Origin of the sequence: Halomonas sp. McH1-25, from assembly GCF_022348165.1 — a bacterium.
Taxonomy (GTDB): Bacteria; Pseudomonadota; Gammaproteobacteria; order Pseudomonadales; family Halomonadaceae; genus Modicisalibacter.
The window spans coordinates 676,865-702,700 of sequence record NZ_JAKRFI010000001.1; the positions used below are offsets into that span (position 1 = coordinate 676,865).

The 25,836-nt window shown below is 57.4% G+C and carries 51 protein-coding genes; 20 read left to right on the top strand and 31 right to left on the bottom strand.

The window, feature by feature from the left end; all coding sequences use genetic code 11:
• Positions 1–4: 4 nt before the first annotated feature.
• The 31 genes from MHM84_RS03380 to MHM84_RS03530 all read right to left on the bottom strand — a co-directional run bounded on the left by MHM84_RS03380 (position 5) and on the right by MHM84_RS03530 (position 16,208).
• The gene (locus MHM84_RS03380) at positions 5–1,036 is read right to left on the bottom strand and encodes a site-specific integrase (RefSeq protein ID WP_239262416.1); all 1,032 of its coding nucleotides are present in this window, start codon (positions 1,034–1,036) and stop codon (positions 5–7) included.
• A gap of 159 nt (positions 1,037–1,195) precedes the next feature.
• Entirely contained in the window at positions 1,196–1,756 is a 561-nt protein-coding gene (locus MHM84_RS03385; protein WP_239262418.1) for an HNH endonuclease, read from the bottom strand.
• Between the two features lie 53 nt (positions 1,757–1,809).
• Complete coding sequence (locus MHM84_RS03390) at positions 1,810–2,025, bottom strand: hypothetical protein (protein WP_239262420.1); 216 nt, start codon at positions 2,023–2,025, stop codon at positions 1,810–1,812.
• A 68-nt stretch (positions 2,026–2,093) separates the two neighbouring features.
• Entirely contained in the window at positions 2,094–2,540 is a 447-nt protein-coding gene (locus MHM84_RS03395; protein WP_239262422.1) for a hypothetical protein, read from the bottom strand.
• 333 nt (positions 2,541–2,873) lie between these two features.
• On the bottom strand, positions 2,874–3,140 hold the full coding sequence (locus tag MHM84_RS03400) for a hypothetical protein (RefSeq protein ID WP_239262424.1): 267 nt from the start codon (positions 3,138–3,140) through the stop codon (positions 2,874–2,876).
• Positions 3,137–3,424 (bottom strand): hypothetical protein, encoded by a 288-nt coding sequence (locus tag MHM84_RS03405; RefSeq protein ID WP_239262426.1) that lies wholly within the window; start codon positions 3,422–3,424, stop codon positions 3,137–3,139. Before MHM84_RS03405 ends, MHM84_RS03400 begins: the two co-directional genes overlap by 4 nt.
• 175 nt (positions 3,425–3,599) lie before the next feature.
• Positions 3,600–4,133 carry a hypothetical protein gene (locus MHM84_RS03410; RefSeq protein WP_239262428.1) on the bottom strand — a complete coding sequence of 178 codons (534 nt, stop codon included), beginning with the start codon at positions 4,131–4,133 and terminating at the stop codon, positions 3,600–3,602.
• A 199-nt stretch (positions 4,134–4,332) separates the two neighbouring features.
• Positions 4,333–4,638 (bottom strand): hypothetical protein, encoded by a 306-nt coding sequence (locus tag MHM84_RS03415; RefSeq protein ID WP_239262431.1) that lies wholly within the window; start codon positions 4,636–4,638, stop codon positions 4,333–4,335.
• A gap of 72 nt (positions 4,639–4,710) precedes the next feature.
• Positions 4,711–5,028, bottom strand: coding sequence for a hypothetical protein (locus MHM84_RS03420; RefSeq protein ID WP_239262433.1), 318 nt, complete (start codon positions 5,026–5,028; stop codon positions 4,711–4,713).
• A gap of 439 nt (positions 5,029–5,467) precedes the next feature.
• Positions 5,468–6,052: an HNH endonuclease gene (locus MHM84_RS03425; RefSeq protein ID WP_239262435.1), complete on the bottom strand. Its 585-nt coding sequence runs from the start codon at positions 6,050–6,052 to the stop codon at positions 5,468–5,470.
• A 1-nt stretch (position 6,053) separates the two neighbouring features.
• A complete protein-coding gene (locus MHM84_RS21565; RefSeq protein WP_239262437.1) occupies positions 6,054–6,524 on the bottom strand; it encodes a MazG-like family protein in 471 nt (156 codons plus the stop codon).
• Positions 6,525–6,684: 160 nt separating this feature from the next.
• Complete coding sequence (locus tag MHM84_RS03435; protein WP_239262439.1) at positions 6,685–6,843, bottom strand: DNA replication initiation control protein YabA; 159 nt, start codon at positions 6,841–6,843, stop codon at positions 6,685–6,687.
• A complete protein-coding gene (locus MHM84_RS03440; RefSeq protein ID WP_239262441.1) occupies positions 6,840–7,280 on the bottom strand; it encodes a hypothetical protein in 441 nt (146 codons plus the stop codon). The genes MHM84_RS03435 and MHM84_RS03440 overlap by 4 nt, the downstream gene beginning before the upstream one ends.
• Positions 7,281–7,289: 9 nt before the next feature.
• On the bottom strand, positions 7,290–7,970 hold the full coding sequence (locus MHM84_RS03445; protein ID WP_239262443.1) for a DNA cytosine methyltransferase: 681 nt from the start codon (positions 7,968–7,970) through the stop codon (positions 7,290–7,292).
• A gap of 265 nt (positions 7,971–8,235) precedes the next feature.
• Entirely contained in the window at positions 8,236–8,745 is a 510-nt protein-coding gene (gene ssb / locus MHM84_RS03450) for a single-stranded DNA-binding protein (protein WP_239262445.1), read from the bottom strand.
• An 8-nt stretch (positions 8,746–8,753) separates the two neighbouring features.
• Entirely contained in the window at positions 8,754–9,368 is a 615-nt protein-coding gene (locus MHM84_RS03455) for a lambda exonuclease family protein (RefSeq protein WP_239262447.1), read from the bottom strand.
• On the bottom strand, positions 9,349–10,122 hold the full coding sequence (locus MHM84_RS03460) for an ERF family protein (RefSeq protein ID WP_239262449.1): 774 nt from the start codon (positions 10,120–10,122) through the stop codon (positions 9,349–9,351). Before MHM84_RS03460 ends, MHM84_RS03455 begins: the two co-directional genes overlap by 20 nt.
• Before the next feature lie 70 nt (positions 10,123–10,192).
• A complete protein-coding gene (locus MHM84_RS03465; protein WP_239262451.1) occupies positions 10,193–10,438 on the bottom strand; it encodes a hypothetical protein in 246 nt (81 codons plus the stop codon).
• Positions 10,435–10,737: a hypothetical protein gene (locus tag MHM84_RS03470; protein ID WP_239262454.1), complete on the bottom strand. Its 303-nt coding sequence runs from the start codon at positions 10,735–10,737 to the stop codon at positions 10,435–10,437. The genes MHM84_RS03465 and MHM84_RS03470 overlap by 4 nt, the downstream gene beginning before the upstream one ends.
• Positions 10,706–10,912 carry a DUF1382 family protein gene (locus MHM84_RS03475; RefSeq protein WP_239262456.1) on the bottom strand — a complete coding sequence of 69 codons (207 nt, stop codon included), beginning with the start codon at positions 10,910–10,912 and terminating at the stop codon, positions 10,706–10,708. Before MHM84_RS03475 ends, MHM84_RS03470 begins: the two co-directional genes overlap by 32 nt.
• A complete protein-coding gene (locus MHM84_RS03480; protein WP_239262458.1) occupies positions 10,905–11,231 on the bottom strand; it encodes a hypothetical protein in 327 nt (108 codons plus the stop codon). Before MHM84_RS03480 ends, MHM84_RS03475 begins: the two co-directional genes overlap by 8 nt.
• Positions 11,228–11,458 carry a hypothetical protein gene (locus MHM84_RS03485; protein WP_239262460.1) on the bottom strand — a complete coding sequence of 77 codons (231 nt, stop codon included), beginning with the start codon at positions 11,456–11,458 and terminating at the stop codon, positions 11,228–11,230. Before MHM84_RS03485 ends, MHM84_RS03480 begins: the two co-directional genes overlap by 4 nt.
• On the bottom strand, positions 11,455–11,748 hold the full coding sequence (locus tag MHM84_RS03490; protein WP_239262462.1) for a hypothetical protein: 294 nt from the start codon (positions 11,746–11,748) through the stop codon (positions 11,455–11,457). Before MHM84_RS03490 ends, MHM84_RS03485 begins: the two co-directional genes overlap by 4 nt.
• Complete coding sequence (locus tag MHM84_RS03495; RefSeq protein ID WP_239262464.1) at positions 11,745–11,942, bottom strand: hypothetical protein; 198 nt, start codon at positions 11,940–11,942, stop codon at positions 11,745–11,747. The genes MHM84_RS03490 and MHM84_RS03495 overlap by 4 nt, the downstream gene beginning before the upstream one ends.
• Positions 11,935–12,291, bottom strand: a complete 357-nt coding sequence (locus MHM84_RS03500) for a hypothetical protein (protein WP_239262466.1) — start codon at positions 12,289–12,291, stop codon at positions 11,935–11,937. The genes MHM84_RS03495 and MHM84_RS03500 overlap by 8 nt, the downstream gene beginning before the upstream one ends.
• Complete coding sequence (locus MHM84_RS03505) at positions 12,291–12,518, bottom strand: hypothetical protein (protein ID WP_239262468.1); 228 nt, start codon at positions 12,516–12,518, stop codon at positions 12,291–12,293. The genes MHM84_RS03500 and MHM84_RS03505 overlap by 1 nt, the downstream gene beginning before the upstream one ends.
• Positions 12,519–12,559: 41 nt before the next feature.
• Positions 12,560–12,880: a hypothetical protein gene (locus MHM84_RS03510; RefSeq protein WP_239262470.1), complete on the bottom strand. Its 321-nt coding sequence runs from the start codon at positions 12,878–12,880 to the stop codon at positions 12,560–12,562.
• Between the two features lie 542 nt (positions 12,881–13,422).
• On the bottom strand, positions 13,423–13,722 hold the full coding sequence (locus tag MHM84_RS03515) for a hypothetical protein (protein WP_239262471.1): 300 nt from the start codon (positions 13,720–13,722) through the stop codon (positions 13,423–13,425).
• Positions 13,723–13,806: 84 nt separating this feature from the next.
• On the bottom strand, positions 13,807–14,052 hold the full coding sequence (locus tag MHM84_RS03520; protein ID WP_239262472.1) for a hypothetical protein: 246 nt from the start codon (positions 14,050–14,052) through the stop codon (positions 13,807–13,809).
• A gap of 347 nt (positions 14,053–14,399) precedes the next feature.
• Positions 14,400–15,404, bottom strand: coding sequence for a P63C domain-containing protein (locus MHM84_RS03525; protein ID WP_239262475.1), 1,005 nt, complete (start codon positions 15,402–15,404; stop codon positions 14,400–14,402).
• A gap of 108 nt (positions 15,405–15,512) precedes the next feature.
• Positions 15,513–16,208, bottom strand: coding sequence for a helix-turn-helix transcriptional regulator (locus MHM84_RS03530; RefSeq protein WP_239262478.1), 696 nt, complete (start codon positions 16,206–16,208; stop codon positions 15,513–15,515).
• A 144-nt stretch (positions 16,209–16,352) separates the two neighbouring features.
• Between MHM84_RS03530 and MHM84_RS03535 the strand changes: the two genes are divergently transcribed.
• The 20 genes from MHM84_RS03535 to MHM84_RS03630 all read left to right on the top strand — a co-directional run bounded on the left by MHM84_RS03535 (position 16,353) and on the right by MHM84_RS03630 (position 25,822).
• A complete protein-coding gene (locus MHM84_RS03535) occupies positions 16,353–16,571 on the top strand; it encodes a Cro/CI family transcriptional regulator (protein ID WP_239262481.1) in 219 nt (72 codons plus the stop codon).
• A gap of 65 nt (positions 16,572–16,636) precedes the next feature.
• Positions 16,637–17,083 (top strand): phage regulatory CII family protein, encoded by a 447-nt coding sequence (locus MHM84_RS03540; RefSeq protein WP_239262483.1) that lies wholly within the window; start codon positions 16,637–16,639, stop codon positions 17,081–17,083.
• Positions 17,084–17,148: 65 nt separating this feature from the next.
• The gene (locus MHM84_RS03545) at positions 17,149–17,712 is read left to right on the top strand and encodes a GIY-YIG nuclease family protein (protein WP_239262485.1); all 564 of its coding nucleotides are present in this window, start codon (positions 17,149–17,151) and stop codon (positions 17,710–17,712) included.
• Complete coding sequence (locus MHM84_RS03550; RefSeq protein ID WP_239262487.1) at positions 17,712–18,644, top strand: helix-turn-helix domain-containing protein; 933 nt, start codon at positions 17,712–17,714, stop codon at positions 18,642–18,644. Before MHM84_RS03545 ends, MHM84_RS03550 begins: the two co-directional genes overlap by 1 nt.
• Before the next feature lie 2 nt (positions 18,645–18,646).
• Complete coding sequence (locus tag MHM84_RS03555; protein WP_239262489.1) at positions 18,647–19,387, top strand: hypothetical protein; 741 nt, start codon at positions 18,647–18,649, stop codon at positions 19,385–19,387.
• Complete coding sequence (locus tag MHM84_RS03560) at positions 19,384–19,800, top strand: hypothetical protein (RefSeq protein ID WP_239262491.1); 417 nt, start codon at positions 19,384–19,386, stop codon at positions 19,798–19,800. Before MHM84_RS03555 ends, MHM84_RS03560 begins: the two co-directional genes overlap by 4 nt.
• 87 nt (positions 19,801–19,887) lie before the next feature.
• Positions 19,888–20,145, top strand: a complete 258-nt coding sequence (locus tag MHM84_RS03565) for a hypothetical protein (RefSeq protein WP_239262494.1) — start codon at positions 19,888–19,890, stop codon at positions 20,143–20,145.
• Positions 20,142–20,471, top strand: coding sequence for a hypothetical protein (locus MHM84_RS03570; RefSeq protein ID WP_239262496.1), 330 nt, complete (start codon positions 20,142–20,144; stop codon positions 20,469–20,471). Before MHM84_RS03565 ends, MHM84_RS03570 begins: the two co-directional genes overlap by 4 nt.
• A complete protein-coding gene (locus MHM84_RS03575) occupies positions 20,468–20,743 on the top strand; it encodes a hypothetical protein (RefSeq protein WP_239262498.1) in 276 nt (91 codons plus the stop codon). Before MHM84_RS03570 ends, MHM84_RS03575 begins: the two co-directional genes overlap by 4 nt.
• Positions 20,740–21,000, top strand: coding sequence for a YdaS family helix-turn-helix protein (locus tag MHM84_RS03580; protein WP_239262500.1), 261 nt, complete (start codon positions 20,740–20,742; stop codon positions 20,998–21,000). Before MHM84_RS03575 ends, MHM84_RS03580 begins: the two co-directional genes overlap by 4 nt.
• A 324-nt stretch (positions 21,001–21,324) precedes the next feature.
• Complete coding sequence (locus MHM84_RS03585; RefSeq protein WP_239262502.1) at positions 21,325–21,765, top strand: recombination protein NinB; 441 nt, start codon at positions 21,325–21,327, stop codon at positions 21,763–21,765.
• Positions 21,765–22,103 carry a hypothetical protein gene (locus MHM84_RS03590; RefSeq protein WP_239262504.1) on the top strand — a complete coding sequence of 113 codons (339 nt, stop codon included), beginning with the start codon at positions 21,765–21,767 and terminating at the stop codon, positions 22,101–22,103. The genes MHM84_RS03585 and MHM84_RS03590 overlap by 1 nt, the downstream gene beginning before the upstream one ends.
• The gene (locus MHM84_RS03595) at positions 22,100–22,354 is read left to right on the top strand and encodes a hypothetical protein (RefSeq protein ID WP_239262506.1); all 255 of its coding nucleotides are present in this window, start codon (positions 22,100–22,102) and stop codon (positions 22,352–22,354) included. Before MHM84_RS03590 ends, MHM84_RS03595 begins: the two co-directional genes overlap by 4 nt.
• Complete coding sequence (locus MHM84_RS03600; protein WP_239262508.1) at positions 22,354–22,650, top strand: hypothetical protein; 297 nt, start codon at positions 22,354–22,356, stop codon at positions 22,648–22,650. Before MHM84_RS03595 ends, MHM84_RS03600 begins: the two co-directional genes overlap by 1 nt.
• Positions 22,647–23,069, top strand: a complete 423-nt coding sequence (locus tag MHM84_RS03605) for a hypothetical protein (protein ID WP_239262510.1) — start codon at positions 22,647–22,649, stop codon at positions 23,067–23,069. Before MHM84_RS03600 ends, MHM84_RS03605 begins: the two co-directional genes overlap by 4 nt.
• 58 nt (positions 23,070–23,127) lie before the next feature.
• A complete protein-coding gene (locus MHM84_RS03610) occupies positions 23,128–23,334 on the top strand; it encodes a hypothetical protein (protein ID WP_239262513.1) in 207 nt (68 codons plus the stop codon).
• On the top strand, positions 23,331–23,567 hold the full coding sequence (locus MHM84_RS03615) for a hypothetical protein (protein WP_239262515.1): 237 nt from the start codon (positions 23,331–23,333) through the stop codon (positions 23,565–23,567). The genes MHM84_RS03610 and MHM84_RS03615 overlap by 4 nt, the downstream gene beginning before the upstream one ends.
• The gene (locus MHM84_RS03620; protein WP_239262517.1) at positions 23,564–24,172 is read left to right on the top strand and encodes a hypothetical protein; all 609 of its coding nucleotides are present in this window, start codon (positions 23,564–23,566) and stop codon (positions 24,170–24,172) included. The genes MHM84_RS03615 and MHM84_RS03620 overlap by 4 nt, the downstream gene beginning before the upstream one ends.
• The gene (locus MHM84_RS03625) at positions 24,169–25,050 is read left to right on the top strand and encodes an HNH endonuclease (protein ID WP_239262519.1); all 882 of its coding nucleotides are present in this window, start codon (positions 24,169–24,171) and stop codon (positions 25,048–25,050) included. The genes MHM84_RS03620 and MHM84_RS03625 overlap by 4 nt, the downstream gene beginning before the upstream one ends.
• A gap of 160 nt (positions 25,051–25,210) precedes the next feature.
• Positions 25,211–25,822, top strand: coding sequence for a lysozyme (locus tag MHM84_RS03630; RefSeq protein WP_239262521.1), 612 nt, complete (start codon positions 25,211–25,213; stop codon positions 25,820–25,822).
• Positions 25,823–25,836: the final 14 nt, after the last annotated feature.

A 25,836-nucleotide genomic window follows, 5' to 3' on the forward strand; every position in this document is an offset into this window, starting at 1 on the left:
AGAATCAATGCTTTAGCTGATTTAGTCCCTCGGAAGCTATCCCTTTGGTCGCAGTTTGGTCGCATATGCGCGGCAGCTTATTTGCTACCTGATCCAGTCTCGAATCGAACATATGCGCGTATCTCGACGTGACGACGAGACTGCTATGACCCAGCAATGCCTGCACGGTCGTCATGACCTCCCCGGCCTCGGCCAGCATCGACGCATACGTGTGTCGCAGGTCGTGAAAGCGCAGATCCTCGCGGCCTATCGCCTTCCTTGCCTTCTCGAACGCCATGCGTAGCTGATGCCCGTCCGTCTGGAATGGCAGGTTCTCCACCAGATACCCGCCATCCTCCGGTAGCGGCACGATTCGCGCCTTGCCGCTCTTGGTCTGTCCTGGTCGCAGGATGATGCGGCCACCCTGTATATTGCTCGGGTCGAGCGTGAACAGTTCGCCACGCCTCAAGCCCGTCAGCGCTGCCAGGGTAATGACTCGCCTTTCCTCCCTGTACTTGTCTGGCACGGCCAGAATAAGCGCCCTGACCTCTTCCTCGGTCAGGTACACATGCCGCTCGTTCTTCGGGTTCGGCTTGCTCAGCTTGCCGTCCAGTGGTAGGTCGATCCAATCCCACTCCTTGTACGCCAGTGACAAAACGCGCTTTACTACCTGGATGCGGTTGTTGATCGTCGATTGGCTCTTGCCGGCCTTACGGAGATCACGCTGCATCCTCCGCGCTGCGTCGAGCGTCGCCTGCCCGACCAGCGCATCCGGCGCGTTCTCATCGAACCATTCCGCCACCTTCACGATGTTGCTGGCCTGGCTTGTGGTGTCGTACTCCTCGATCCACTTGTCCAGGCCTTCCATGAAGGTGTACTTCGGTCGCCGCCCCATCTGGCCATTGAAAACGGCCTCGCCTATCTCGGTTCTGCGCTTCTGCGCGTATTGTTCTGCTTCGCTCTCTGTTGCAAACGTTGTTTGATAGCGTTTGCATCCACTCGTCTCAGTGACGACCCACCTCTGGCGGGACGCTCGATAACGGACTGTGACGCCCATCGTTCCTTCTCCCCTTCGGCGGGGCCGCGCTTGCATCGCTCAATGTATGCCTGCACGGCCTCCGGCTCAAATCTGACGTTACCGCCCAGCTCGATGAAACCGATCTGCTCCTTGAGTGCGTACGCCTTGGAAAGACTGATACCAAGGCGCTCGGCAAGATCAGATGCTGTCAGCAGTTGCCCCATCTCGGTTCTCCCATTCAACTTCTGGTGCCGCCGAGCGGCTGCGGGTAATAACTTCAACAGGGCGCGGCAAGTGAACCCAGGCGCGGTCAGCCCTGATATTCGCAATAGTGGTTTTGGAAACACTGAGACGGGCGGCAATTTGCTTATCCCCGTACCCTCGAAAAATGAGATACAAGACGATCTCTACATCAAGGTCGTTCAGCACCGAGTTGGCGTTCTTCTTCCCCCTGTTCCGGATGACCGGTTTTCTACGCTTCAATTGCGCATCATGCTGGTTCTCTTTTGGAGTCCCTAGCCATAGGTGGTGCGGGTTGACGCATGAAGGGTTATCACACGAGTGACACACGAACTTGTCGTCAGGCAGCTCGCCGTAATGCAGCAGATATGCGACTCTCGTCGCCTTTCTGACTTTGCCATCGATGCGCAAACGGCCATATCCGTATTGCGTTGCCTTTTTCCAGGGCCAACATTCCTCATGCTCTCCCCTGTCAAAGGCAGCCTCAAAACGCGCAATGTCTGTTGGCGTGATATTCATCGCTCCTCCGAATTTCTGGCAAAAAAAAGCCGCTCGTGGCGGCTGTGTTTCAATCAGGCGGGCTTGATGTGCTTGCCTATCTCAAGGCTTCCTGAGTCGATCATTCGTCGGCATCGCTTGCAGTTCACCTTGTCGGGATCGGTGGTTAGCCAGAAGGTGCTGGGCTTACTGCCGCACCAAGCGCGCATGGAATCCACGTACCATGCGTATTGGGGCGGGTCGAAATCGCCATGTGGCAGATATTCCGCTCGTTTCAGGTGATAGGCCATGTTTCCTCCAGGCAAAAGAAAACCGCCTCTCGGGCGGCTGTGTTCAATATCGGTATTTCGATAACGGTCTAGGCTGGCGTGGCTGCCTCTACAGGCACGGCATCCTCGAAGTTCACCAGCAGCCAACTTTGCTTACCCTCATCCTCTGGCCGCTTGACCATGTAGCGGGCAATGCCGTGCTCGTCGATACCGTCAATGACGCCTTGCGTTATCTGTGTGCCGACTGGATAGGGCGGCTGAATGTTGTTTTCCTCGAACCACTGTTGCACGGCCTGGCGGTGTATGTGGTCAACGCGAATGCCAATGGTGTCGAGCTCGTCGATGAACTCCCGGTCCAGTTCGTAGCCGTAATCCCAGCCTTCCCACTTGGCCAGCTCAATGGCCAGTTCCATCCCATCCATGTGATTGCGATAGTGCTTGGGAAGAATGTCGGGATCGCCAATTTCGTACTCACGGGCAATCTCGTCGGTGACTTGGCGGATCATTTCGTCGGTAATCGGTGGGCGCTTCTGCATTGCTTTTCTCCTTGGCAAAATAAAAGCCCCATGCGGGGCTGTGTTCGGTGTGGGTGGTTGGCTACTGCCGATCCAACTCGCGCATAATTTCCTCAACCTCGCCCCATCGCTTGACGTTGGCTTGGTGACGCCCTGTCTGCCATGCCGAAAGCCGTCCGTAATAGAAGCCTGTTAGGCTCATACAGAGAGCGGCCATGAACTGGAAGGGCCATATGCTCGGCCAGTCCTCTACAATTACACCAACTCCGGCAACCGCAGCGGTAGCGAGCATGAGGCAGCCGATAACACGCCCAGTCCGGGCCGACCTTTTGAAGCCTCGGTAAATGCTGTCCATCACCCCTCCCCGCTCTCTGCCGCCTTTACCCGCTCAACCACGCTCGGCGATGCGGAGATAAGCTGCACTTCCGACGGCTTTTCTTCCATGCCGAACATGCTTCCGAACAGCCCGACGGTTGATCGCTCACTGGTCACGATGATCGTCTCGTCGCCCTTCCTGAGCTTCGTCATACCCTCCCATTCCGACTCCTTCTGCCAGCCTGGCTCTTCCTTGCCGCCAATGGTCAGCGTGTAGATACGCTCTGGCTTGATTGCTAGCTTCATAGTCTTTCCTCGCTCTCAGTAAACACCGCCAGGCTCTCGTCAAACACCCGCACTTGCTCTGCCGTCAGCGGCTCCGGCGCATTGGCTCCGTCGCGCCAGTCCTCGACCTCAAGCCCTAGTGACTCACCAAGCCGCCTCGCAAGCTCCACATCGATGTCGGCATTGATGTCCTTGCGCAGCGTCATGCCATGGCCCCATAGTTCGATCTGCTCGACCTTTCGCACGCTGCCGTCAGGGTTGCCATATTCAGCGGTGACGAGCGTGATTCGGCGCCAGTCGTTCATGCCAACTCCTTGCGCTTCCTGATCTCTGCGCGTTTGATTTCGCAGTCCAGACGGTCAGCAAATATCAGCGGATACCCGTTCTCATGGACGTTGCACCACTTGCCTTGGCTATAAACTTGAATGCCGAACATCTCCCGCATCTTCTCCGCGTCGAGCCACCTTGATACGCGTGTTCTCACTCCCCCTCCCCGCGCTCTAGCGCTTCCTCGCTCACCCGCGTCATCTTGCGCAGGAACTCGCCCAGAGTTTTCGACCACAGCCGGCCATCTTCGCCCCGGTAGGTCACTGTGACTGGATATTCGGGCCGGCCGCTGTCCATGTTGGAAACCGACTCGACGCGGTACAGCGCACCGTTCTTGTGTCGGTACGACTCCCATACCTTGGGTAGCTCGCTTTCGCGGTATGGCTTATCACCCTGCTTGTCCGGCCTCACGCACGGCTTGCCGAAATGCTCCATCAGGTCGCACATTGCCTGCTGTGAGTGATAGCGCCCCTTGGCACTGACGAATCGCGCTGCCAATCGCTCAACGTGGTGGAGACGATCAATCTCGTCTGCCGCTTGATTCAGTTTGGCCATGGCTTCCCGCATCATGGCTCTATCGTCGTGCGGCTCGCCCTGTACCAGCGTTCCGTTCAGTCTGTTCTCAAGCCAGTTGGCCGCGCCTCGATACCAGTTGCCGCCCTGCGCATTGCACTTCATCTCACCCATTCCCGCCTCTCCTTTTCCATTGCCAGTTCGTGCTCGAGCGTCCGTACCCGCGCTTCCAGCCGCCGATTGATCGTCCGAAGGTTGTCTTCCTCATGCTCCGTCACCGCCTGCAGCGGCCTGCAGCACGAGCTACAGCGATGCCGCTCGTCATAGCCTCCCGGTGGCCGTATGCCGTGTTCGGGGCATTTGTAATGGGTGGTCATGCTCGCGCCCTCTTGTTGTTGGCGATGATCTGCGCGATCTCCTCTAGCGGCCTGTCGCGCTGCTCAGGATGCCGGCGGCGCCATGAATCGATGGAGTCGCAGTTGATGCCGTAGCGCTTGGCTATTAATGTGCGCGTTTCTCTGCCTCGTCCGTACAGCGGACGAGTTGCCGCCTCCCTCTCGCTCAGCCCTAGGCGATGGACACGCTGCCAATACGTGTTCTCGCTGATGCCGTTATCCCTGGCGACCTTGAGCCAATCGACTTCCTTGTCTTTGCCCGTGGCGCGATAAAGCATCTTCATAGCACCCTCCAGATACGAAAAAACCGCCAGTTGGCGGCATCAGATACGTTGCTTTTTCAGCGGGAATGCAGTTTATGTGTTGCTTGGGTCGGGTATGGCGTCGAGCATGGCCAGGTACATATTCGCCTGAAAGTGTCCGTGTCCGCCGCGAATCGGTTTCGGATGAGCGCCGGCCTCACGCATTTCGAAAGTTGCCTTTGCCGGAACGACCACCGCCATTACCTCGCCCGCCTCGTTGCGATACCGCGTGCCTATGGGTGGGGCTTCGTCGGGCGACGGGATACGCGGGCCGATCTCGTCTACGTACATCATCGATCCGTCATCGGTGTGCAGAGGCGCCCATTCGTCGCCAAGTCTGCACCAGTAGTATCCCTCCTTACGCTCACTCATCACCCACCTCCGCCATTCTCTCCACATCCGCCGCAAACTGCCGCCCAGCCTCGAACGGCCTCTGTATCCGTATCGGATCGCCGCATGTCGTGCAGCGGTCGGCTGAATTGAACCAGCCTGGCCACGACGGGCCGCAAGTCGGGCAGTAGAATTCTTCGCTCACTCTCGTATCTCCAATTTCCTGAATTGCCCCGCGCTATCCGCCAGCCGATACTTCGGTTTTCCTTTGCTGCATGCGCGGCAGCAATAGTTTCTGCCGTGCCGGGTCGGGAAGTCCGGATGCGCCGGCTTGAAATACCGCTCGTGCTTGACCTTGTGGCAGTCGGTGCAGAGTAGGCGGCGGGTCATCTTCCGGTGCTGCCCAGCGCGCCCGTTCCGCGTAACGTGTCGGGCAGGTAGTCCACTGCGATAAGCGGCCCCGTAGAGCAGCGCTCAATGATTAGTCGGAATTTATGTTGTGATAGCATGCAATATCCTTTCCGTGTCCTGATGAAAAACCGAGCTTCTCCCGGTAGGCAATAACCACCCTCTCCGCCTCATCCTTGTCGTCGTAATACCCAAGGCTATGAGTTTTTCCGTTGATCTTTACTCCTGTTCGCCATTTTCCGTAATGCTTATGCCAACCAACCCCCGTAACACCGGACGTGTTTGTAGTCAGCCTGCTTTTGTTGAGTTTGTTGATTAAATGGCCATCTCTCAGGTTGCTCCACCGGTTATCTGTGGCATCTCTATTGATGTGATCGATGTCTTCTGGTGGTTGATCACCTGTCATATATATCCATGCAAGGCGATGCTCTCTACGAACCCTGCCTTTCACATGGATTTGCCTTAATCGATAGCCTTTTCCGCTTATCTTGACGGTTCCAGCACGCTTTCCAGCAAACCTAGTATTCCATCTCTTGAAAGAGCGATAGTTAGCGAAATATTCTTCAGTCCTATGCAGCCAGGTAAAGACACCTGTTTCTGGGTTGTAATGAAGAACTCGCTTAATATCTTCCTGGGTTAAATCAACCGTACAAGACATGCTATTCCTCCTTCACAAACAAACCACCTACCATCCGCCCCTTGCGATTCTTGATAACCTGATAAGCCGATTCTAGGCACTCGCCCAGCGTCCACCCGTGCATATGGGCTTGCAGGATCAGCGTTACGGTGATGTCGCCCAGCGCATCCTTGATCTCAGGTCGGTCGTGTATGGCCAGCGCCTCGCTCAATTCCCGCACTTCCTCGCACGTCTTGATGTGCTGGCTCTCTGGATTGGAGTGGTCGAAGATGCCGCGATCTTTGGCCCACTGAATGACGTCTTTCTCGCGTGCGATGGCTAGCATGTCTTTCCCTTCCTCGGTTACGTACCAAGCCCGAATGTCGGACAGATATAAAGAAACCGGCATATGGCCGGCTGCGTTAATGCGACTGATAGCGGCGTCGCGCTCGGTGTATGTAGTGGCAATCACCTGGGTGGCTCCGTCAAAGGCTTCCAGTGTGTTGGCTGGCACATCAGGCAACCCGCGAAGCCATCGCTCACTGGATAGGTTCCGTACTGAAAACGCCCGTTGCCCACCAAGAACGCCACCATCTGCTCTTTCGTGTCGCTGCAATACACTTGGACGTCTACGCCCTTTGCAGGCATCCGCTCATCTACACTTACCCACTCGCTCATGCCGCCTCTCCCTTCCGTAGCCTCTCGTTCTCCTTCCAGAGCCTGGCGTTCTCCTCGGCAAGCTCGGCCTTCTCGCGCTCCATCTCTTCAAGTCGTGTAATCAGTTGGTTGTTCAAGACATCGCTCGGGGTGGGTAATCGTTCTGCTACGGTCATTGGGTGGCCTCCTTCTTTTGTTCTGCGACAACCATTCGCTGGCCGTAATAAGCGACCTTCTCGGCATTGCGCAGCGGCGTATCGCCAGGCTTGCCTTGGGCGACACGATCCATGCCCATGCGCCACAGCGCCTTGAAGGCATTGCCCTCGGCAAAGCTGAATTGGAAAAGCTCAATCAGGTCTTCGCACTCGGCTTGGTAGGGCTGGAGGCGCTTAGGCTCGGTGATCTTGGCAACCCAGTAGTCGTTATCGCCGCCGGATGATTGCGCCGGTTGAATCCTTCCGGCTTGAAAGGCGTTCACTGCCGGGCATTCGGGGCTGTGGTATTGGCCTTCGACTGACCCGCAGGCATGACAGTGATTCTTGTACGCTGCCCCGTCGTTACCGTTCTGGCCGATGTGATTCATGCGCTCCTCCGGCCATTCTTGTGTGCTCATGCCGCCTCCTCATTCACTGAATGCGAGTGTGTAAAGTGCAGCCGCCGCCACGATTGGAACTTGGCCATTGCCAGTGGCGCGGTATCGGTCCACCCTGCCGGATAGCCCATCATCCACTCCTGATTCGTTGGGGTTGGTCTGCCAAACGCCTGGACGAAGGCTCGTGCCGCCGGCCATTTCTGCATTGATGCAGCGCTGTAGTTGGCTTTTGTCGTCGGCGTATGCAAGAAGCCAATGCCGCTCCCGAACGTGGTCGCCACCCAGGTCTGCCGCGCCAAGGGAAAGTGCGCGGGTTTGGTAACCCATAGCCCGACAGTCCTCTGCCGCTTCTTCGATTGGCTCCGGTTTGACGTTCTCGGCGAATACGTACCAGGGAGCGACATCTGCCACGATGCGCCGCATCTCCGGCCAAAGGTCATCAGCGTTGTTGCGTCCAGACGCTGCGCTGCTGAATCGCTGGCAGGGAAAGCCGCCAGAAACGAGGCCAACACGTCCGCGCCACGGCAATCCGTCGAACGTGCAGACGTTGTCCCAAATGGGGAACGGCTCGAGGATGCCGTCGTCTTGGCGCTGCTTGAGCACGGCGATGGCGTGCGGATGGTTTTCGACGGCGCAGATAGTGCGGAACCCGAGCAAACTGGTTCCGAGTAGGCCGCCTCCAACGCCGCTGAACAATGAAAGCTCATTCACTTGGCCTCCAGATACAAAAACGCCCCGCGAGTGCGAGGCATTGAAAGAATGGCTGCCGTCTCGTGGCAGCTAACGGCCTGTGCCTCCGTCTACCGCTTGGCGGTGCGCCCGTAGGCGAGGAGTCGGCGGATCACAGACTGCCGGTGTTATTCGCGCCACTGACCGGCTGGGCGCTGTCGTAACTCGCTCACGAAAGAACCCGCCGTGGCGGGCTCTGATGTGAGTGGGCTGAACTTCAAATAAATCCTTTTAAATCAGATAGTTACTAAAAAGGAATTTCATCATCAAAGTCGTCGAATGACCCTGGAGCCGGCGCGCCGTAATTGCCTTGAGGCGCAGGCTGTCCGGCCGGACCTGCTTGCCCGCCCTGCTGTGGCGGCGCTTGCGGTGGGCGCTGCTGCGAGGCTTGCCCGCTGTTCTGCTGCCCGCCCTGCTGATTGCCTCCACCCAGAAACTGCATGTCGCGGACGACGAACTCGATAGCAGAGCGGTTATTGCCGTTATCGTCCTGCCATTTATTTTCACGGACTTCGCAGCTAACACGGATCTGCGCGCCTTTGGCGAGGTACTGTTGGGCAAGTTCTGCCGTCTTCTTGAAGGCCACGCATTTGATCCAGCTAGTGGCTTCCTGCTTTGCCCCGCTCTCCCTGTCGCGCCACTGCTTGCCGACTGCCAAGCGGAGGTTTGCTACCGGATCGCCCGAAGGCAAGAACCGCATCTCAGGGTCGGCGCCCAATCGTCCGGTGAAGTGACATGCGTTTAAATCGTTTGCCATACAGCCTCCTATGCGGCCATTGCCATGATTCGATCCAGCCGGCGCTCCATCTCTTCGTAGAAGCGCTCGACCCGTTTACTGATTTCCTTGATCTGCTTCTCGTCTCGGTAGGCACGCTTCACGAACAGCGGCATGCCTGGCCAGTACGAAATGAAGTCAATCCATTCTCTTTCGCTGATCCAGAGCCCGCCCTGGCACTGGGCGACATGCTCCTTGGGCACCTCGCCACCTAGCAGCACCTCGACCTGATATTTGGGTAGCTTGGACTTGATCTCGATAGCGCCGTCATTGCCGACCAGTCCGTCTGGCGAGTAGCCGGCTCCGTGGTTGATGATGATTCCGCACTGCTCGACCGTGTTGCCGGTGCGATCCTCGTAGAGGGTGCGGGCCGTGATCTCCATTTCATGGCCACGTACCGTGTGACGATTGCCGCCGAACGAGTCTTCCAGTTCGCCGGTAAACCGCTCGGCAATGAGCTGGTTCATGTAGCCCAGCGCCTCGACACCGAATCCCGACTTATCCTTACCGTTCACCATCAGGCATTGCAGGTTCGACATGGTGACGATGCCTAGCCTGGCCTCCCTCCAGGCGTCGCTCCCTTGCTCATGAGTCAGTATTTGCATTGCTTGACTCCGCGATGATCTTATTTAGCTGAGCCATCAGCCCGTCGAACTTGGTGCGCGGGACGTTAACCGGATCGCCATACATTTCGCTGAACCACTTCTGCGTGACTTCGGGGCACGCCTTAATGCTCTGGGCAATCTGTCCAGCCTGGAATGGCGTCACGGCGCGATACTGGGCCGCCGCGTTGCCATCGTCGTCCTCATGGGCCATGGGAATATTGAAGAGCATCAGCGTCAGGTAGCGTCGGCCATAGCTCATGGTTGAGCCGTGGGCGTGTGTTGCCGTCTTGTTCTGATTGCCTTTCATGCCGTACATATCCAGCGGCATATCGACCTGATACTGCTTCGTGTGGCCCTCGATGTGGGACACGTCGCAAGTGATCCTGATGTGATCTTGGATAGGGCAATCAGCCGTGCCGAATGACAGCGAGAAACCGGCCTCGGTATAGATAGGGCGCACCTGTCGGTCGATGGTCTCAAGCCGCGCGTAGCGGCTGCGTGTCTGGTCGTTGCTGGCGTCCCGTACTACCGGACGCATCTTCGTTTGCGCCTGTGTCATGGCCTTGTGGAAGGCTGATTCGGCGTTCTTTGCCAGGATGCGCTCCTGCATCTGCAGTAGGCGCTCCATCTTGTCGATGTCTACGTCAGGGTTGAGGGCGGCGCGTTCGATAACCTGAATGATCGCGCTGGCGTCGTTATGAACGGGCGCGGCCTGAATAGCCGACTCCTCCCGCGTTGCTACTTGATTCGTCATGGTGGTAATCTCCCTTACGTAGTTCAGACCTGTGCTACCGCCCCTTCCTCTGCCAAGGAATGGGGTATCCTTACTCGCCGCGTGCTTTCTTCATCACCGCCTTTGCATCGCGAATCACATCAAGGGTTAGGGCTCTATATCCAATCGAATCCTTTACCTTTTCTAGCTCGCCAGTAGTGCATTCAAGCGCTACATAGAGCGCCTGGGCCACGACGAACGGTACGTACTCACCGCTGTTATCGCCCGGCAAGTTACATCCATAGGCGGGCGCGTTATTTCCGTTACAGTCAAACCTGACTCGCTTCAATTCGCTCATACCTGCTCCTTAACGATGCTCTCTAGCTGCCTCATAAGCCGTCCTGCGCTTGCCTCGAACTCGTCGGGATCGCCTTTCCTGTAGTCGCGCAATGCTGCGAGAACCTCGTCAGCGTGTTCGGTGATCCACTCTTCCAACGGTGCCGGATACGCCTGCTCGGCCAGCTCATCGCTTGCCCAGGCATCGACGTATGCGTTGCGCTCTGCCTCACGTATTGACTCGGGATCGCTTGCGTCTGGCTCAAACTGATGCCAGCGAACCGGCGTGCTATGGATGTCGATTACGGCTGCATTTCCCATCACTGGCCTCCATCTCTAACCGCAATTGCTCAATGCGACGCACCAACTCCTGAGTGGTTTGTGCACGCTGCTTGGCGTTGAGGATCGGCATCGGCACGAAAGGGATGCCTGCCTTGGCGTATGCGCTGGCCGTCTCCAGCGCCTTGCGAAGCTCCGCGGGGCTTGCTCTATCCATCGTTGCCTCCTGTGCGCTCGTCCGCGCAGCTCTCGCAATAGCCGTCGAAAAGCTCGTCGTGCCATAAGTTGCAGGCGTTGCAAGTCGGCGGACTCTCGATCACATGCGGCTCGCCTTTGGCCAGCTTCTCCTTGTCCGCCACGTTCTCCAGCAGCCATGCAGGGTTCCGGAAGCGACCCACGCGAACATCGATGTATTCGCAATTGCTCCAGTCTTGAACCACTGGCGCAGCCAGGCGCTTGGCTTCTTTCGCCGTGCTTGCGAATACCAGGCAGGCGCCATCCACCGGCTCGCCGTCATGCGCTATGTATGCGTTCACGCCACCCTCCTATCCCTGCTCTCCAGATACCCTCTGACGCATGCCCATACCGAGCCTGCCGCTGCCTGCGCCTCGCCCGGGCAATGCCCGTCGCTGCCAATCAGCTTGTCCAGCCCTTCCGCCAGCTCAGGCCCCAGGTTCTCGTCGAACGCTGCCCACTGGATCACGCGCAGCAACGCGACCGGATCGCCTTGCTTAATGCGCTCCATTTCGTCGGTGATGTTCATGGCTGCTCTCCTCTGGCCTTGGCCAGCGATGCCCTCAAGGCCCCAATGGCTTCCTCTGGATGCACATCGCGACCTTCTAGCGAGTCGATGAAAAGCTGGATGGCTGCTGCCATGTCCGGTGCAGCGGCCATTAGATGAGCGTTGGCCTCTGCGTTGTGCTCATAGCCCATGTCATCGCTATACAACTCAGCCAGCACCGCCTCAGCTGGCACACCTCGCCAAATAACCCATGCGCCCGGCATGTCGGTAGCTGCTTGCCACGGGGCTGGGGTCCACTTTTGCTCGCTCATCTCACCCTCCACAGCCGCAGTAACGGCTCTTTCTCGCCATTCCGACGGGCTACGTACTCGACTTCCCGCTGATCGTTATTCCACTCCTGCACGCTCATGGGCTGGCTGCGCCGCTCGCGTTTCAGTAGCTCGATGAAGGCGCGACAGGGTATGCCTACGCCTAGCCGGCCTCGTGCCATGTCTGCGCTATTCATGACCCCTCTCCGTATGCCAGATAAATTCGACGCCGCCATCCTCGGCAAAAATCTGCCCAGGCCAGCCACACCCCTCGCACCGAATGGGCGTGTCGTGCTCAAACCAGTTCGGCCGTGCGTTTACGCCAGTGCGAGCCAGAACCCTGCCGCCGCACTGATGGCGTCGGTCGCCGACATATCGCCATTCACCGGGCTTATCTGCGTTGAGCGCAGTTAGCCGACCAAGCTCCCGCTCTGCTTTCTTAAGCCGCTCGATCAATGCCAGCAGAACCGACCGCTTTATCTGCCCGAACCCTTCGGGATCGCCTCCGCTTGCCAATCGCTCTAACTTCTGCACGTCCACGCTCATCACGCTTCTCCTTCTTGTTCGGTTGGTAGCTCGCCACCGCTGCTATCAGCAGCAGGGCAATCGCGAATATCGCTAGGTAGGTCGCGCCGCTCATGGGCTTGTTCTCGTTCTGCGCCGACCTCGATCCAGTCCGAATAGATCAGGGCCGCTATCTCGGGTAACAGCGTCCGCTCCATGGAGCCGTCTTTTGATCGGTATGTACGAAGCCGGGGATCGAGCGGATCCACTGGTAGCTCCAAAAGAAAACCCGCCGGAGCGGGTTGGTGGGTTACTGGTTCCAGCTTCTATCTGGCTCTGAATCCCAGCGGCAGAAAGCAAGGAAGTTGTCGAAGCATTCGCCGTATTCCAGATAACGCTTGTAGCGACGCTGGGAGCGCGTCATTTTGCGAACCTTGCCCATACCCAGGTATTCGGCGCGCCACGCTGGGTGGCAGGGCGATATGTGCCCCGGCTTGTCTGCGTCGAACAGCACGCCGATGTAATGCCCGCGATCCTCAGCGATCACGCCGGGCTTACCGTTGACGACTACCCGGCGCCCAAACTCAGCAGGCACTTGGTAGTAGTCGCGGACGTACTGAAACTCACTCATACCTTCCTCCTCATGCCGCAGCGCCCCAGGTGGACGCTCTGGCATAAAAAAGCCCTCCGGAGAGGGCGAAGTACGCAGGGATCGATACAGATTGCTTGCCGTATCCCGAGACGCTCTCAGGGAAAGCGTCTGAGGATTGCCCGCTGATTACGGCCAGCGGGCGAGCCAAGGGTTTCGCATATTTCTGTCATTGCGCCTGCTAGCAATCCGGCCCGCGTACCGGCAGTTACGGCGCTCCCCATCTATCGACTTCCCTCTGACGGCTTGGCAGTGCTGCTCCCCTTGGTTGCCTTGATGGCTCGGGAAGCGGTTTCACTATCAGCGGTCGCGGATCCGCTGCCGTCATCAGGAAGAAACGCCAAAGTTCAAACATTGGTCGCCTCCTCTCTGCTTTCGTGATGGGCTGGCCGATTTGAGGTTGTCCGGCTACCTACGTACTGCGCCTCACCGTAGCTACTACGCATTCAGCCCATCCGAAAGGCCCGGTATTCTCAGCCCCGAGCCAGGGCGCTAATGCCACTATCGCAGGTGCCGCGTGTTGCTCAGTCTTCGATTTGATTCCAATCCTTCGGGCAGGCGACATGCACTCGATGGCCGGAATGCTCTTCCATCAGGTCAGCCATGAACTCGCGCCGATCCATCAATTCAAAGCCAGGCGCATGTTTTTCCAGCTCACCCTCCTCAAGCTGAGCCACCCGCGCAGCCACTTCATCAGGCGTTGGATACTTGCCAGCACCCATACCAACTGTAACGACAGCCCTTTGTCCGGTGTCTGGATTCATGATGTGAACTTTCAGCTCAAACACGACCGGCCCATGCATTACCAATTCTCGATCACTCATTGCTGCCTCCCTTGTCATCCATCTAACGCCTCACCGAAGCGCTAGGTGGATGCGGCCTCCGTGGAAGCCGCTGTTACCCGATGCTCAACCGCCCGCCTGCAGCATCAGAAAGTCCGGTGCGTCGTTCCGGCATACACCCCTCGCCTTGCGCTTCGTCCACTTGATCGCGCCCTTGCGCGCCAGAATCTTGATGTAATCCTGTGCCGCATTCGGCGATGCCCAGCCGAAGTGGTCGGCCATTTCTTGGCGGGTCGGTGGGCGACCGTGCCGATCCCGAAAGCCTTCGATCATCTCGAGCACACGCGCCTGACCTTTCGTAAGTGGTTCCATAGCCACCTCCTGTTTCATCCAGAAACCCACTCGGTGAATGGGCTTATGGATGCGCCCTGCCGTGGCAAGGCGCTGAATCTTTCCCGGTACTTCGACAGCCCCGGTTGGCGTACTCCCCTCGGCCCTCGCGCTCTCCACGCTACGTGCTGTTGGGGCTACCTAATTTTTAAAGAGCGTCGGCTTCCTGCCGGTGGGCGCTTGCCCGTTTCCATGATTCATCAGTCTACAAGTATTTCTTGTTCTTGCAAGCACAAAACAAGAAATAAACAAACAAAACTTGTATTCCCTTGTTCTGCAAGACGAAAAAAACCCGCCTCGATGGGCGGGTAGAGCTTTGGGATTGATGTCTAGGTCAGTTCAAGCTGCAAGCTATCGCCCTTGCGGGGTAGCGACAGGTCGAGAAGGTGCTTGAACTGTTCCCAGCTACTACTGGCTCGCATGAGCGTAATGACTGCGTGAAGGTGCTGAGCCAGGGCGGGATGTCCCACCTCATCAGTAAGGAACTGGTGATGCTTTGCGCGCCTGTTCCCGCGATCATTCTTAGGATTCAGTTTTTCTAGCTCGTTGACGATCCCCGGGGCAAGCCGGTCATACACTATGTCGGTTGTGTACCTGCCCACAATTCCCGGTCTTGCGCCAGAGGCCGTAGGGTACTGCCAGCCACGAAGACGAAACATCTGACGGTAGAATTCGTCTGGAAACCGCTTCGCCCAGGCTGCCAGCTCTTGATTGATGTACTGATCAAGCAAGGCGCTTAGTGCTTGCCTGTCGCGCACCTCTTGATAGCCCGTTGCCTCATCAACCAGCGCGGCAATACCGACGCTGGCTAAGGCCCTGACTAAGATGTCAGCACGTTCTGCAATGTGCCGCTGCCTTGGGTGGAGAATGCCTTCATCACGCGCAGCGAGATAAATCCGGCAGATCTGAGGAAGCAATTCAGCCGGGAAGCCCAGGATTCGCACACCCTTTGTCGTCACAAATTCTATAGGGTCTGTCGACCCGGATATTTCCTTTTCTATCAAAGGCTTAAGATTAGAAGCGGCAAGGAATGGAGGGGTCTTGTCGACGCTTGTTCTGACTCCATGGCCGCCTTTTGCTTTAGCAGCACGCCCCATCGCGACTAGAAAGCTCTCCTGCGTAAGAACGCGACGCCCATCATCCAGCACATAGCAGTCAACGGGAATTCCTCCCACCATCAACGGGGTTTCGCCGGAACCAAATAGGGCCTTTGGAAGCCCGCTGGCTTTTTCCCATCGGCTCTCCGCAGCCTTCCTGGCAATCTCCTTGCGCCTCTCTGGTGAGAGCTTCTCCGCTCTTGCCTTCCCGCCTACCGCCTTTGATTGGTTAGCCATACCCGCTTCTCGCGCCGTATAAAATGCAAGCATAACATACATGCAATGCAAGCATACAATGACGCAAAAAAACCGCCCGGAGGCGGCTTCGGTGTAGCGAGCTAGGTGTTAGTCAAAGACTTCCCACCAAAAGACGCGCCCTATAATGCGCGGGGCGTCCGGCCCCATGAGGCCGTGTATCTCTTCGGGGTACTCGTCTGCGTTATCACTGACGAGCCGTATCTTGCCCAAGGGCATCTTGTAAAGCCGCTTGATTCGCAGCATCCCGCCGTGATCCAGGGCATAAATTTTTCCATCGATGACATGTGTTGTGCCTTTGTCGATACCGATAGGACTGCCATCCAGGATTGTCGGCTCCATCGACTTTCCCGAAGCAGTGGCGCAAGCCGCCATATTCGGATTGACGCCGGCGCGCGCAAGGCGCGACAGACTGAACCGCATAGTGTGTCCATGATTCTCTATGACCTGGGTGCGCCCTTCACCCGCTGCAAACTCCACTTCCCGGAAGCAAGGTAGGTCTATTTCGTCTGGAGACGGCGGTGTGTCCTGATCGATGATCTCCGTCTCATGCATAACAAGCTCGTGCTCACCGCCGGCGAAAGCCTTGCCCTCCCCTAGAAGCAGCCATTGCGGACTTGCGCGCAATGCCGCAGCCACATCTTCCAAGCGCTTAGAGCGCGGTGTTGTTTTCCCTGCAGCCCACTGCTGAACGGTCTGAGCGGAAACATCAAGACGCTTGGCCAGGTCGGTTTGTGTCATCCCCGCTCTGGTCAGCGCAATTTTTAATCGTTCTGAAAAGCTCATTTGGCCGCGCGAATCCCTGTATCTGTGGGCTCTGGTAGCACCTTGAAGGATACAAGGACTGCTTGTAGTTGGGAAAACAAGACTGGCTTGTAAAGCACTTGTCATGGCGCTATCCTATTACAAGAATTTCTTGGAGAGAAGGCCATGAACTCCCGCAAAGCCCTTGAAAAGGCCATTAAGGCGGTTGGAAGCCAGAGCGCCCTTGCTCGTGCTTGCGGTGTTTCCCAGCAAGCCGTCCAGCAATGGGTGGTTAGTGGAAAGGTTCCGGCTACTCGCGTGCAGCGTGTTGTTGTTGCGAGCGCCGGCACCGTTACCGCTGTCGACCTTCGTCCTGATGTCTTCGGCGAAAGATCCATCGCCTAACAACAATTTCAGCTTATCGCCATTTAGCAATTTAAAAAACGTTACACAACCGCGAGCCGTAACACATGGATAAATTCACAGAGTCACTCCACGACGTCGCGCTAGAGCATGGCATTGCCTCTCTCGCTGCCGACATGGGCGTAAGCCGCCATGTGTTGGCCAACCAGCTTAATCCGGTCAATGACCGTCATATCTCGCTCGCCAAGTACTACCTGATGGTCCGCTTGACCCAGGACGTGCGCTGCGTGCAGCCGCTGCTTGATGAGTTGGGAATGATCGCTGTGCCGGCTTCTCAGCCAGGCGAAGACGTATCGCTTTTCGATTTGGTGATGAATCACCAAGTGTCGGTCGGCGTGGTTGCGAAAACGGTTCGTGATGCGCTGGCAGACGGGCAGATCGACGCCAAGGAGCGCGGGCAGATCGAGCAAGTAGTGCAGGAAGAAATCAATGCGCTGTGCGACCTCTCCGCCGTTTTGAAGGAGATGAGCCAGCCGAGAGAAGTGAAACGCTAAATGCAACGAAGCCCGGCAGGCGACCAACCAGAACCGGGCTTCATCCACGTGAGGATGGAAACATTATGAGTAACACCGCAGAGATTTACAAGTTCCCCGAAGCCAGCAGCGCCGAACAGTCATTCGAAGACTACTGGGAAGGATGCCGGCAGTACTGCCCAGAAATGACCAAAGGGCGCGCATACCAACTATTCCATATGTCGCCTGAAGAGTATTTCCAGAATGCAGGCTGGGTTTATGTTCTTGCTAACGGGTTGATGGCCGAGAACGTTTTCAAGGTCGGGCGAACCACAAAGAACATCGAGCTGCGCATGCGGCAGCTATACACCACCGGCGTGCCGATGGAGTTTGACTGCATGTATGCGGACTGGTTTCCAGACTGCATCCGAGCCGAAGCCTTCATCCATAAAACCCTGGAACCATTCCGCATCTCTGAAAGCCGTGAGTTTTTTCACGCATCTATCAATGAGATCGAGTGGGCCTTTCTAACGTATGCCGCCACGGGAGAAATGGCACCTGACCACATGGTCGGGCATATCTCCGCTCGCTCGCGTCATGCCGCAGCACACGAACAAGTTAATGGCGTTCTTGTAAGCAAGAAGCCAACCACGCTAGAGGTGCCGTTCTGATGAGCATGCTTCTTATGGCTAAGGCGTTCGGCATTAAGGTAGGCAACGCCAACCGCAAGCTGGTTCTGCTCAAGCTCGCTGATAATGCAAACGATCAGGGGGAGTGCTTCCCCTCGTATCAGCATATCGCCGACCAGTGTGAGATGGGGCGCAGTACTGTAAAGGGCCACATTAAAGCCCTGGCAGACGCGGGTTATTTGGTAATCCAGGAGCGCAAGCGCCCGGGATACCAAAGCAGCAACGCCTACAAGCTAACCCTTGATGAAGGCAAAACGCTAGAGCGCAGCAAGCCCAAGCGCCCTGGCAAGTCCAAGGGGTCAACCGCTGACCGGGGTCAACCGCTGTCGCAAGATGTATCAGCCGCTGACCGGGGTGTATCAGCCGCTGACCTACCCCCCGGGTCAACCGCTGACCCCATAACCTGTCACTCTTCTGAATCTGTCAGTGAACCTGTCAATGAACCGTTAGCAGCCGGCGCTGACGCGCAGGCCGCATCGTCGAATGTGGTCGCATTTCGTCCCACTGAACAGCCGCGCTGCCATATCCCTGGCGACCTGCCTGGACCCAAAGATCCGAACGCCAAGACCTACAAGGCCTGGGTCAACTACGCCGTGATTTACGAGCGTCGTTACGGTGCTTACCCGCTTTGGAATGCCAAGGTTGCCGGCCAATTCTCCCAACTGGTTGACCGGGTTGGTGCTGATAACGCACCCGGCGTTGCCGCGTATTACCTGTCCATCAACTCGCAGTACTACGTCGCCAAGGGCCACTGTGTCGGCACCCTGCTGGCTGACTGCGAAACGATATACACGCAGTGGGTTACTGGTCGCCAGATGACCGCAACACGCGCCCGTCAGATGGACGGCACGCAAGCCAACATGAGCGCCGCTGACGAGGCCAAGGCGCTGCTGAACGCGACCTGGGGGGAATGACCATGCCTTTGACGAAGCAAGACGCCGAGCAGTTGCTTGAACAGCTCTACGCCACTGCCGAAGTGCTGGGCAGCGAGATCAAACCGGGCGCTGCAAACCTCATGGTTCGAGACCTGCGCGAATACTCCCGTCAGGAAGTCGAGAAGGCGTTGGCCCGCTGCCGTTCGGAGCTGACCGGCCGCCTGACGCTGGCCGCCATCCTCGATCGCATTCCCGGTGCAAATGCATTCCTTAGCCCGAACGAGGCGTGGGCGCTGGCCCTTTCGTCGCTGGATGAGAACGAGACCGTGGTGTGGACCAAGGAAACCGCCGAAGCGATGGGCGTTGCTCAACCAATTCTTGACGTGGGCGACAAGGTGGGTGCCCGCATGGCGTTCATCGCCGCCTACGAGCGCAAGGTTGAGGAAGCCAAGACCGAGCAGCGTAAGCCGGAGTGGCAAGTATCGCTGGGCTACAGCCCTGAGCGTCGCCAGGAAGCCATTAGCGAAGCCGTCAAGAAAGGCCTGCTGCCCGCGCCCAAGGTTGAGCATCTGCTGCCGGCCCCCGTTGGGTTCGATGAAGACACTGCTGAGACGCCAGAGGAAGCCGAGAAGCGCAAGGAGAACATTCGTCATCTGCGCAGCTTGCTCAACAGCATTGACGAAGAAAAGGACCGCGCTGAGCAAGAGCGCGTGCACCAGATCGAAGAGCGTCGCAAAGAGATGCTGGCTCAAGCAGATGAACTAAAGCGGAGGTCCGCATGAAAGGCCCTATCTGGACACGCGAAGAGCTGGACTTCCTGGCCGCTCATTACGGCCAGCCCGGTTGGGATAGCAAGCGGATTCAGGTTGAAAAGCCCGGCCCGCATCGCAGCCTCCGCGCAATTACCAGTAAGGCGGGCTACCTCCGGCTCGCCAAGAAAGAGAATACAGGCCGCTGGGTCTATCCAGCCTACGTCTACGACGACCTCTACGACCTGGCAATCATGGATTACTCCAGCCAGGAAATCGCCGCGCACATCAAGGCGCAGCACGGCTTTGGCGTCTCCCCTACGTGGGTCGTCCGCACGATGCGCAAGCGTCTGCCGACTGGCGTGTATCACGCATGGGCAAAGCGGGCCAACGAGCGCCGCTCACGCAGCGCCGTAAAGGCATGGAGAGGGAGGAACGCCGCATGAAGACCGCAACCATTTTCATCGTACTGCACGGCGCCGTGTTCGGCATGGCTGCCCTGCTCCATGCCGCCGTTGCGGGAGGGTTTTGATATGAAGCCATTAGAGCCCGGATGCGTGGCGATGGTTGTCAACTGTCTCGACCCCAAGGAAATCGGCAAGACCGGCACCTGCGTTCGAATGGTTCCGAAAGGAACAGAGGTTACGCAGGGCGAATATGCCGGGATGGCATTGCCAGGGGATTACTGGCTGCTTGGTGAGCTTAACGCCTACTACAACGCGAACTGCCTCCTCCGCATCGACGGCGGCGAACTGATCGACCAAGAACAAGAAGAGGGGGTGGCGGTATGACCGATCGCGAATTGTTGGAGAAGGCGGCCAAGGCTGCGGGTCTCCGCATTCACGGATGGATAGGACCGAAGTTCTACGTCGTCAATGGGCCTAACCCGGCAGATAACTACGACCCATTTCAGTGGAATCCGCTCGAGGACGACGGCGATGCGTTCCGGCTGATGGTCGAGCTGAACATCGGGCTGGAGACGTACTCCACCCACGTCTTCGCCAGCCCGGCCGGCAACATCGATATAGAGGCAATGGAGTGGTACGAAGGCGACCGCTTGGCCGCCACTCGCCGCGCCATCGTCCGCGCCGCCGCTGCCATGGGAGACGCCGCATGATCGCCGAAAACTCACGCATTGCCCATGCCTTCGTAGCGGACAGCAAGGCAACGAAGCAAAAGCAGATTGGTAAGGCTCTTCAGCACCACGGCAAGGCCACTCGCCAGGAATTGGCGCTCATGACCGGCATCGCGATCAACGTCATCTGTCCGCGCGTCGTCGAGCTAGCTGAGCGCGGCCTGATCGAGCATATCGGCAACGTCGGCTCACCGCCCCGTGGCGTCCTGGCACTGACCGAGAAAGGCCGGGCATGGCTGGGAGGTGGCAAGTGAAGCTGACTGCATACGACCTGGGTAAGAAACCAGTCATGGCCGGTCAGGCAATCGGTCGCTATTCCGCTGCGGATCGCGCATGGCGTCGTGACTTGCTCATCAGCGCCTGCCGCCGCTTGGGCGGCCAACGCCGCATCGCCGAATACCTCGAGACGCGAGAGAGCCACGTTAGCCGCTGGATGCATGACGTTCGCCCAGTACCCGACCGCTACGTGCCGGCGCTGATCGTGATTGTCGAGATGGAGGTGGCGGCATGAGCTTCCCTTTCGACCTTTCAACACTGCCATCCGACAGGGGCTGCCGGTATTTCGTGCGCTGCGGGGCCACTACGCACTACGCACGAGGCTTCAAGAGTAGACAGGAACTCAAGTTGTGGATTCTTGATCGCCACCATGCCAGGGACATTGAGTGGCAAGCGGGCTACCTGCTCAAGTTTTACGACGACGAGCGCCAAGTCCACATCGTAGACAGAAAGGGAAAGGAGCCGCGCTCATGACCTGGCTTATCGGAATCGCCATCTACCTCTTCGTCCTGCTGTGCGTGTGGGCATTCATGCGTGGCCGTGACGAGCGGAGGGGCGCATGAGTAAAGAACACGTCTATCGCGTCCAGACGCTCGGCGACCTGCAATCCACCCTCGCCATGGTTGCCCGTATGGGCAGCCAAGGTCTGCAGAAAGGTGAAATCGAGATAGCCCTGCGCCGTCCGAAGCAGAAGCGCACCACGGACCAGAACCGCCTCCTATGGGCCATCCTCCGCGACGTATCCGAGCAGGTGGAGTGGTACGGCCAGCACCTGTCTAGCGAGGAATGGAAGGACGTTTTTACCGTCTCGCTCAAGCGGCAGAAGGTCGTTCCGGGCATCGATGGCGGCTTCATCATGGTTGGTGGCCGCACCTCAAAGATGAACAAAGCCGAGTTCTCCGATTTGGTCGAGCTGATCCATGCGTTCGGCGCTGATCATCAAGTGCGCTGGAGCGATCCGGCATTGAAGGCTTATGAGCAGATTAGGGAGGCCGCGTAATGGGGATCCATGAAGAAATGGCGTTCTGGAGTAACAAGCTAGCTGGTGAGCCCTTCGAGTCTCAGGTTGGCGTGGAAGCCGCAGAGATAGGTAGTGAAGGCGTCGCAGAAGTGTTGGAGGTGCTGGGTGATAGAGAGGCTCACACCATCGAGACCATTGATAGCTACCTACAAGGCGTCGGCATCGATCTCAGTGGGTGCCAGATTGCTGCCTGCCTTGTACGGCTTCATTTTGACGGGCATAGCATTTCCACTTTGGGGCCTTATGACGGCTTCGGTTGTCCGGAGCGCTTCAAGCTGACTGGTCAGGTATTGCCGAGAGAGGAAGCGCAGGCATGAACGGATGGTTTCTAGTTGCCAGCATGGTGATGTTGGTTATCGGTTTCTGGCTCCTAGCAGTACGCCGTGATCGTCGCGTGAAGCGCGAGGACGCAGCCCGTCAGGCAATGGACATCTTCAAGCTGCACCCCGGAACGAAGGCTCTTTGGGACAACGAGAACTACCATTTTCGCGGCTACCTACTGCCCAGCGGAAAGATAGTCATGCATCGCTACTGGAAGCGTCTCGATGGTGTGGAGGCTAAATACTGATGCTTCGCCAACGCTCCCAGCCCTACCGATCCCGCAAGTGGCTCGCCAACGTCCATGAGATCGATTGCTGTGTCTTGTGCGGCAGCTACGGCGTGCAGGCCGCTCACCGAAATCAAGGCAAAGGCATGAGCATGAAGGTAGACGACTGCCTCACCGCTGCTATCTGCCCTACCTGTCATCACGACATCGACAACGCTCCCGGTATGGATCGGGAGCAGCGTCGCGCCCGGTTAGATCACGCGATATGTCTGACGCTGGCCGAGTTGGCAAGGCGTGGACTGGTGGAGGCTGTATGAAGATCTTCGTCCCCTATCTCGGCCCCTCTACCAATGTCATCTACGCCGGCATTCATTGGGCTAAGCGCAAGAAGGCCAAGGATGACGCCACCAAAGCGACGCTGGCCGCTGTTCGCCAGGCCGGTCTCTCGCTGGTTGAGGGGCAAGTGGATCTTGTGTTCCGCCCCCGGCTCGGCAAGGGCGTGCGCCGCCGTGACACCAGCAACAACAGCATGAGCGCCAAGCTGATCGAGGACGCGCTGGTCAAGGCTGGCGTGTTGGCTGACGACACCGAGGAATGCGTGCGTCGTGTCATCCATGAGCCTGCCGAGATCGACCGTAAGAGCGAGACCGGCACCTGGGTAACGCTTATCCCAATCGGGAAAGAAACCGCCCAATCCAGCGCAAATCAGGCCGAATTGTCCCGGGAGGGAAAATGAGCGACACGACCGAAAAGCCGCCCGAGCGTCGCTACGTGAACTGCCCGAGGAAGACGCGATGAATTGGTCCCGAGTACACAGCCACCGCATCGAATCAGGCGACTACGCCATCACCAAGAACAGCATCGCCGACAAAACGCTGTACCTGGTCTATTACCGCGAAAAGCTGATCGGCGACGAACTGGACGGCAACGCGGCACGACGAGTAGCAGATAAGCACGCAAGCAAAGAATCGGCAAAGCAGGCTATTGGAGGTGAGGCATGAGCCAAGAGATTTCGGTATCCGACCTGATCCTAGAGAAGTTTCTAGAGCACCGCTTTATGCGTGCCGGGTGGATAGCTGCCGCTCTTGAGCGCGAATACGGTCTCGACCTCCTCGAGAGTGAAATCAGCTACTGCATCAACGTACTGCGTAGCCGGGGATGCCACATCTACGGCAATGCGGAAACAGGCTGGCGATTCGTGGCCGAGCAATCAGCGACAGGAGGTGCGGCATGACGACTACATCCAACCCGAAGCTGGCGTGGGCTCTTGCTACAGATAGCTCAGTGCGGTGCGCCCCTGGCCCTTGGGATGACATTGTGAGTGGTGGCCGGTGCATCATGACGTCGCTCGAGCACAAAGCGGAATATGCGCGAATCTATGGCGCCATTCAGCAGCTTGAGAGAGATAGCCAAGAATTGGCTGCCATTGGCCATGTTTTGTGCAATGCCGATACTGAGCAGTGCAACCAGTGGTTGGATATGGCATCCGGAGCAGTCTTTCGACGTGTCGCGTCTGCAATCCCGAACTGGGATGACAATAAGGCCTGGCGGCTAGCGAAAAAGGAGCGCGTTGAACATCTGGTTAAGGTGGCCTTGATGGAGCGTAGCGAAGATCTTTCGGGTGAGCGCGCATCATGGGGGCCGGAAAAGATCAAAGCCATTATGGAGTCATGGTTCGGTATAAGTATTGTTGTCTTGCAGTGGCAAAGAGACTGGATGCCGGTCTGGTCGCTAATCCAGGTAGTGATTGACAGACTGGAAAGCGAAGCCATGCAGCCCATTGAGGATGAGATCGTCAAGGCAAAGCGACTTCGTGAGCTAGACCGGGAGGCAGCATGAAGGCGAATCATGAGCAAACCCTTGATGGAGTCAAGGTAGCCTTCGCAAAAGGCGAGTGGTTCAACGCTTCACAGCTAGCCTCTCGCTTTGGTAAGGATGCCTCTGCGTGGCTCAAGATGAGCTGCATTAAAGACAGAATCACTCTTCTGACCAAGGCGGAAGGCGCGTCTCGCTGCCCTTTTGTAAAGCGAGTTAGGTCGAATGACAATCCGGGCATTTGGTTGCACTACGACCTATTGGCACTGTTCTGCAACTGGCTTCCGTGTGATGTATCCGAATGGGTGCGAGAAGGAGTAGAGGTTTCGGCTGACATTGATGAGTCAGCAGAGAAGCTAAAGAAGCTTGATCGAGAATACCTCTGGGAATGCTTTTCCTATGACGCTGACGAAGGCGTGCTTAGATGGAATGCGGAGCGTCCAGCAAAGCATTTTCGACACGCTGTACGGTATGTGAAATGGCTGGAAGAAAATGGAGGAAAGGCAGCTGGCAGTGCGTATCAAGCAGGGTCTACCTCGTATGTCAGGTTAAGCATTGATGGCGTAAAGCTTCCTGGTCATACCGTAGTTCTAGCCATGCACGGCATCACTGTTCCAAAAGGGATGATGGTGGATCATCTAAATGGGGATGGAATAGATAACCGTCTTGAGAACCTGCGCGTTGTTACACCTCAGCTCAACTCGAGAAACAGAAGGATGAACCCCAATAACACTAGTGGCGCGAATGGCGTTTACTGGTGCGAAAAACGCAGAAGATGGATAGCCCAAGGCCCTAAGATTTACTTGGGCGCGTATAAAGAGAAATCAGAAGCGATCAGAGCCAGGAAAAATTGGGAAAAAAGAGAGGGGAATTTCACAAAAAGGCATGGTTTACCCTCTTGACCGTTTTGTCAGGTTGAGCTTATACTTCTTTTCATACTGCGACACATACGTAAAAAGCAGTAAGTCATACCAAGGGCTCGCCAATCGGCGGGCCTTTTTAGTTCCCGCTCTGCTCTGCATCGGGCTTCAAGTCGTTGCCCGCCTCTCTCCGCATATCTGGATGACGCGCACCAAGCAACGCATCGCCGGGGACGCTCGGCGCCTATTTCAAGCCTCGACTTCGGTCGGGGTTTTTTCGTTTCTGCCGCCTGCCTTCTCCCCTAGCGCGGCTTTTTCTCCCGAGGTGCCTATGCGCACATCTGACCGCGGCGTCGAACTCATCAAAGAGTTCGAGGGATGCCGGCTGCGTGCGTATCAGGATTCCGCAGGTGTCTGGACAATCGGGTACGGCAGCACAACCGATGTCGAGCCAGGCGATTGCATTACGCCGGAAGCGGCTGAGCGGTTACTACGTAGGGATCTACAGGAAGCCGAGGAGACGGTTGAAGCGCTCGTCAAAGTGCCGCTCAACCAGTGCCAGTTCGACGCCCTCGTCTCGTTCGCCTTCAACCTGGGCTACGGCAACCTATCCAGCTCTACCCTGCTCCGCAAGCTGAATGCGCACAATTACAGCGGCGCGCAAGCCGAGTTCAAGCGATGGATCTACGCAGGCGGGCAGAAGCTCGCAGGACTTGAGCGACGCCGAGAGGCTGAGGCGCAACTGTTCGGCTCACATCCGGATAAGCAGACATTTCACTGGTACGAAGAGGCAAGGAAGACCTCGATGCCATAACCCTTTGGTACGCA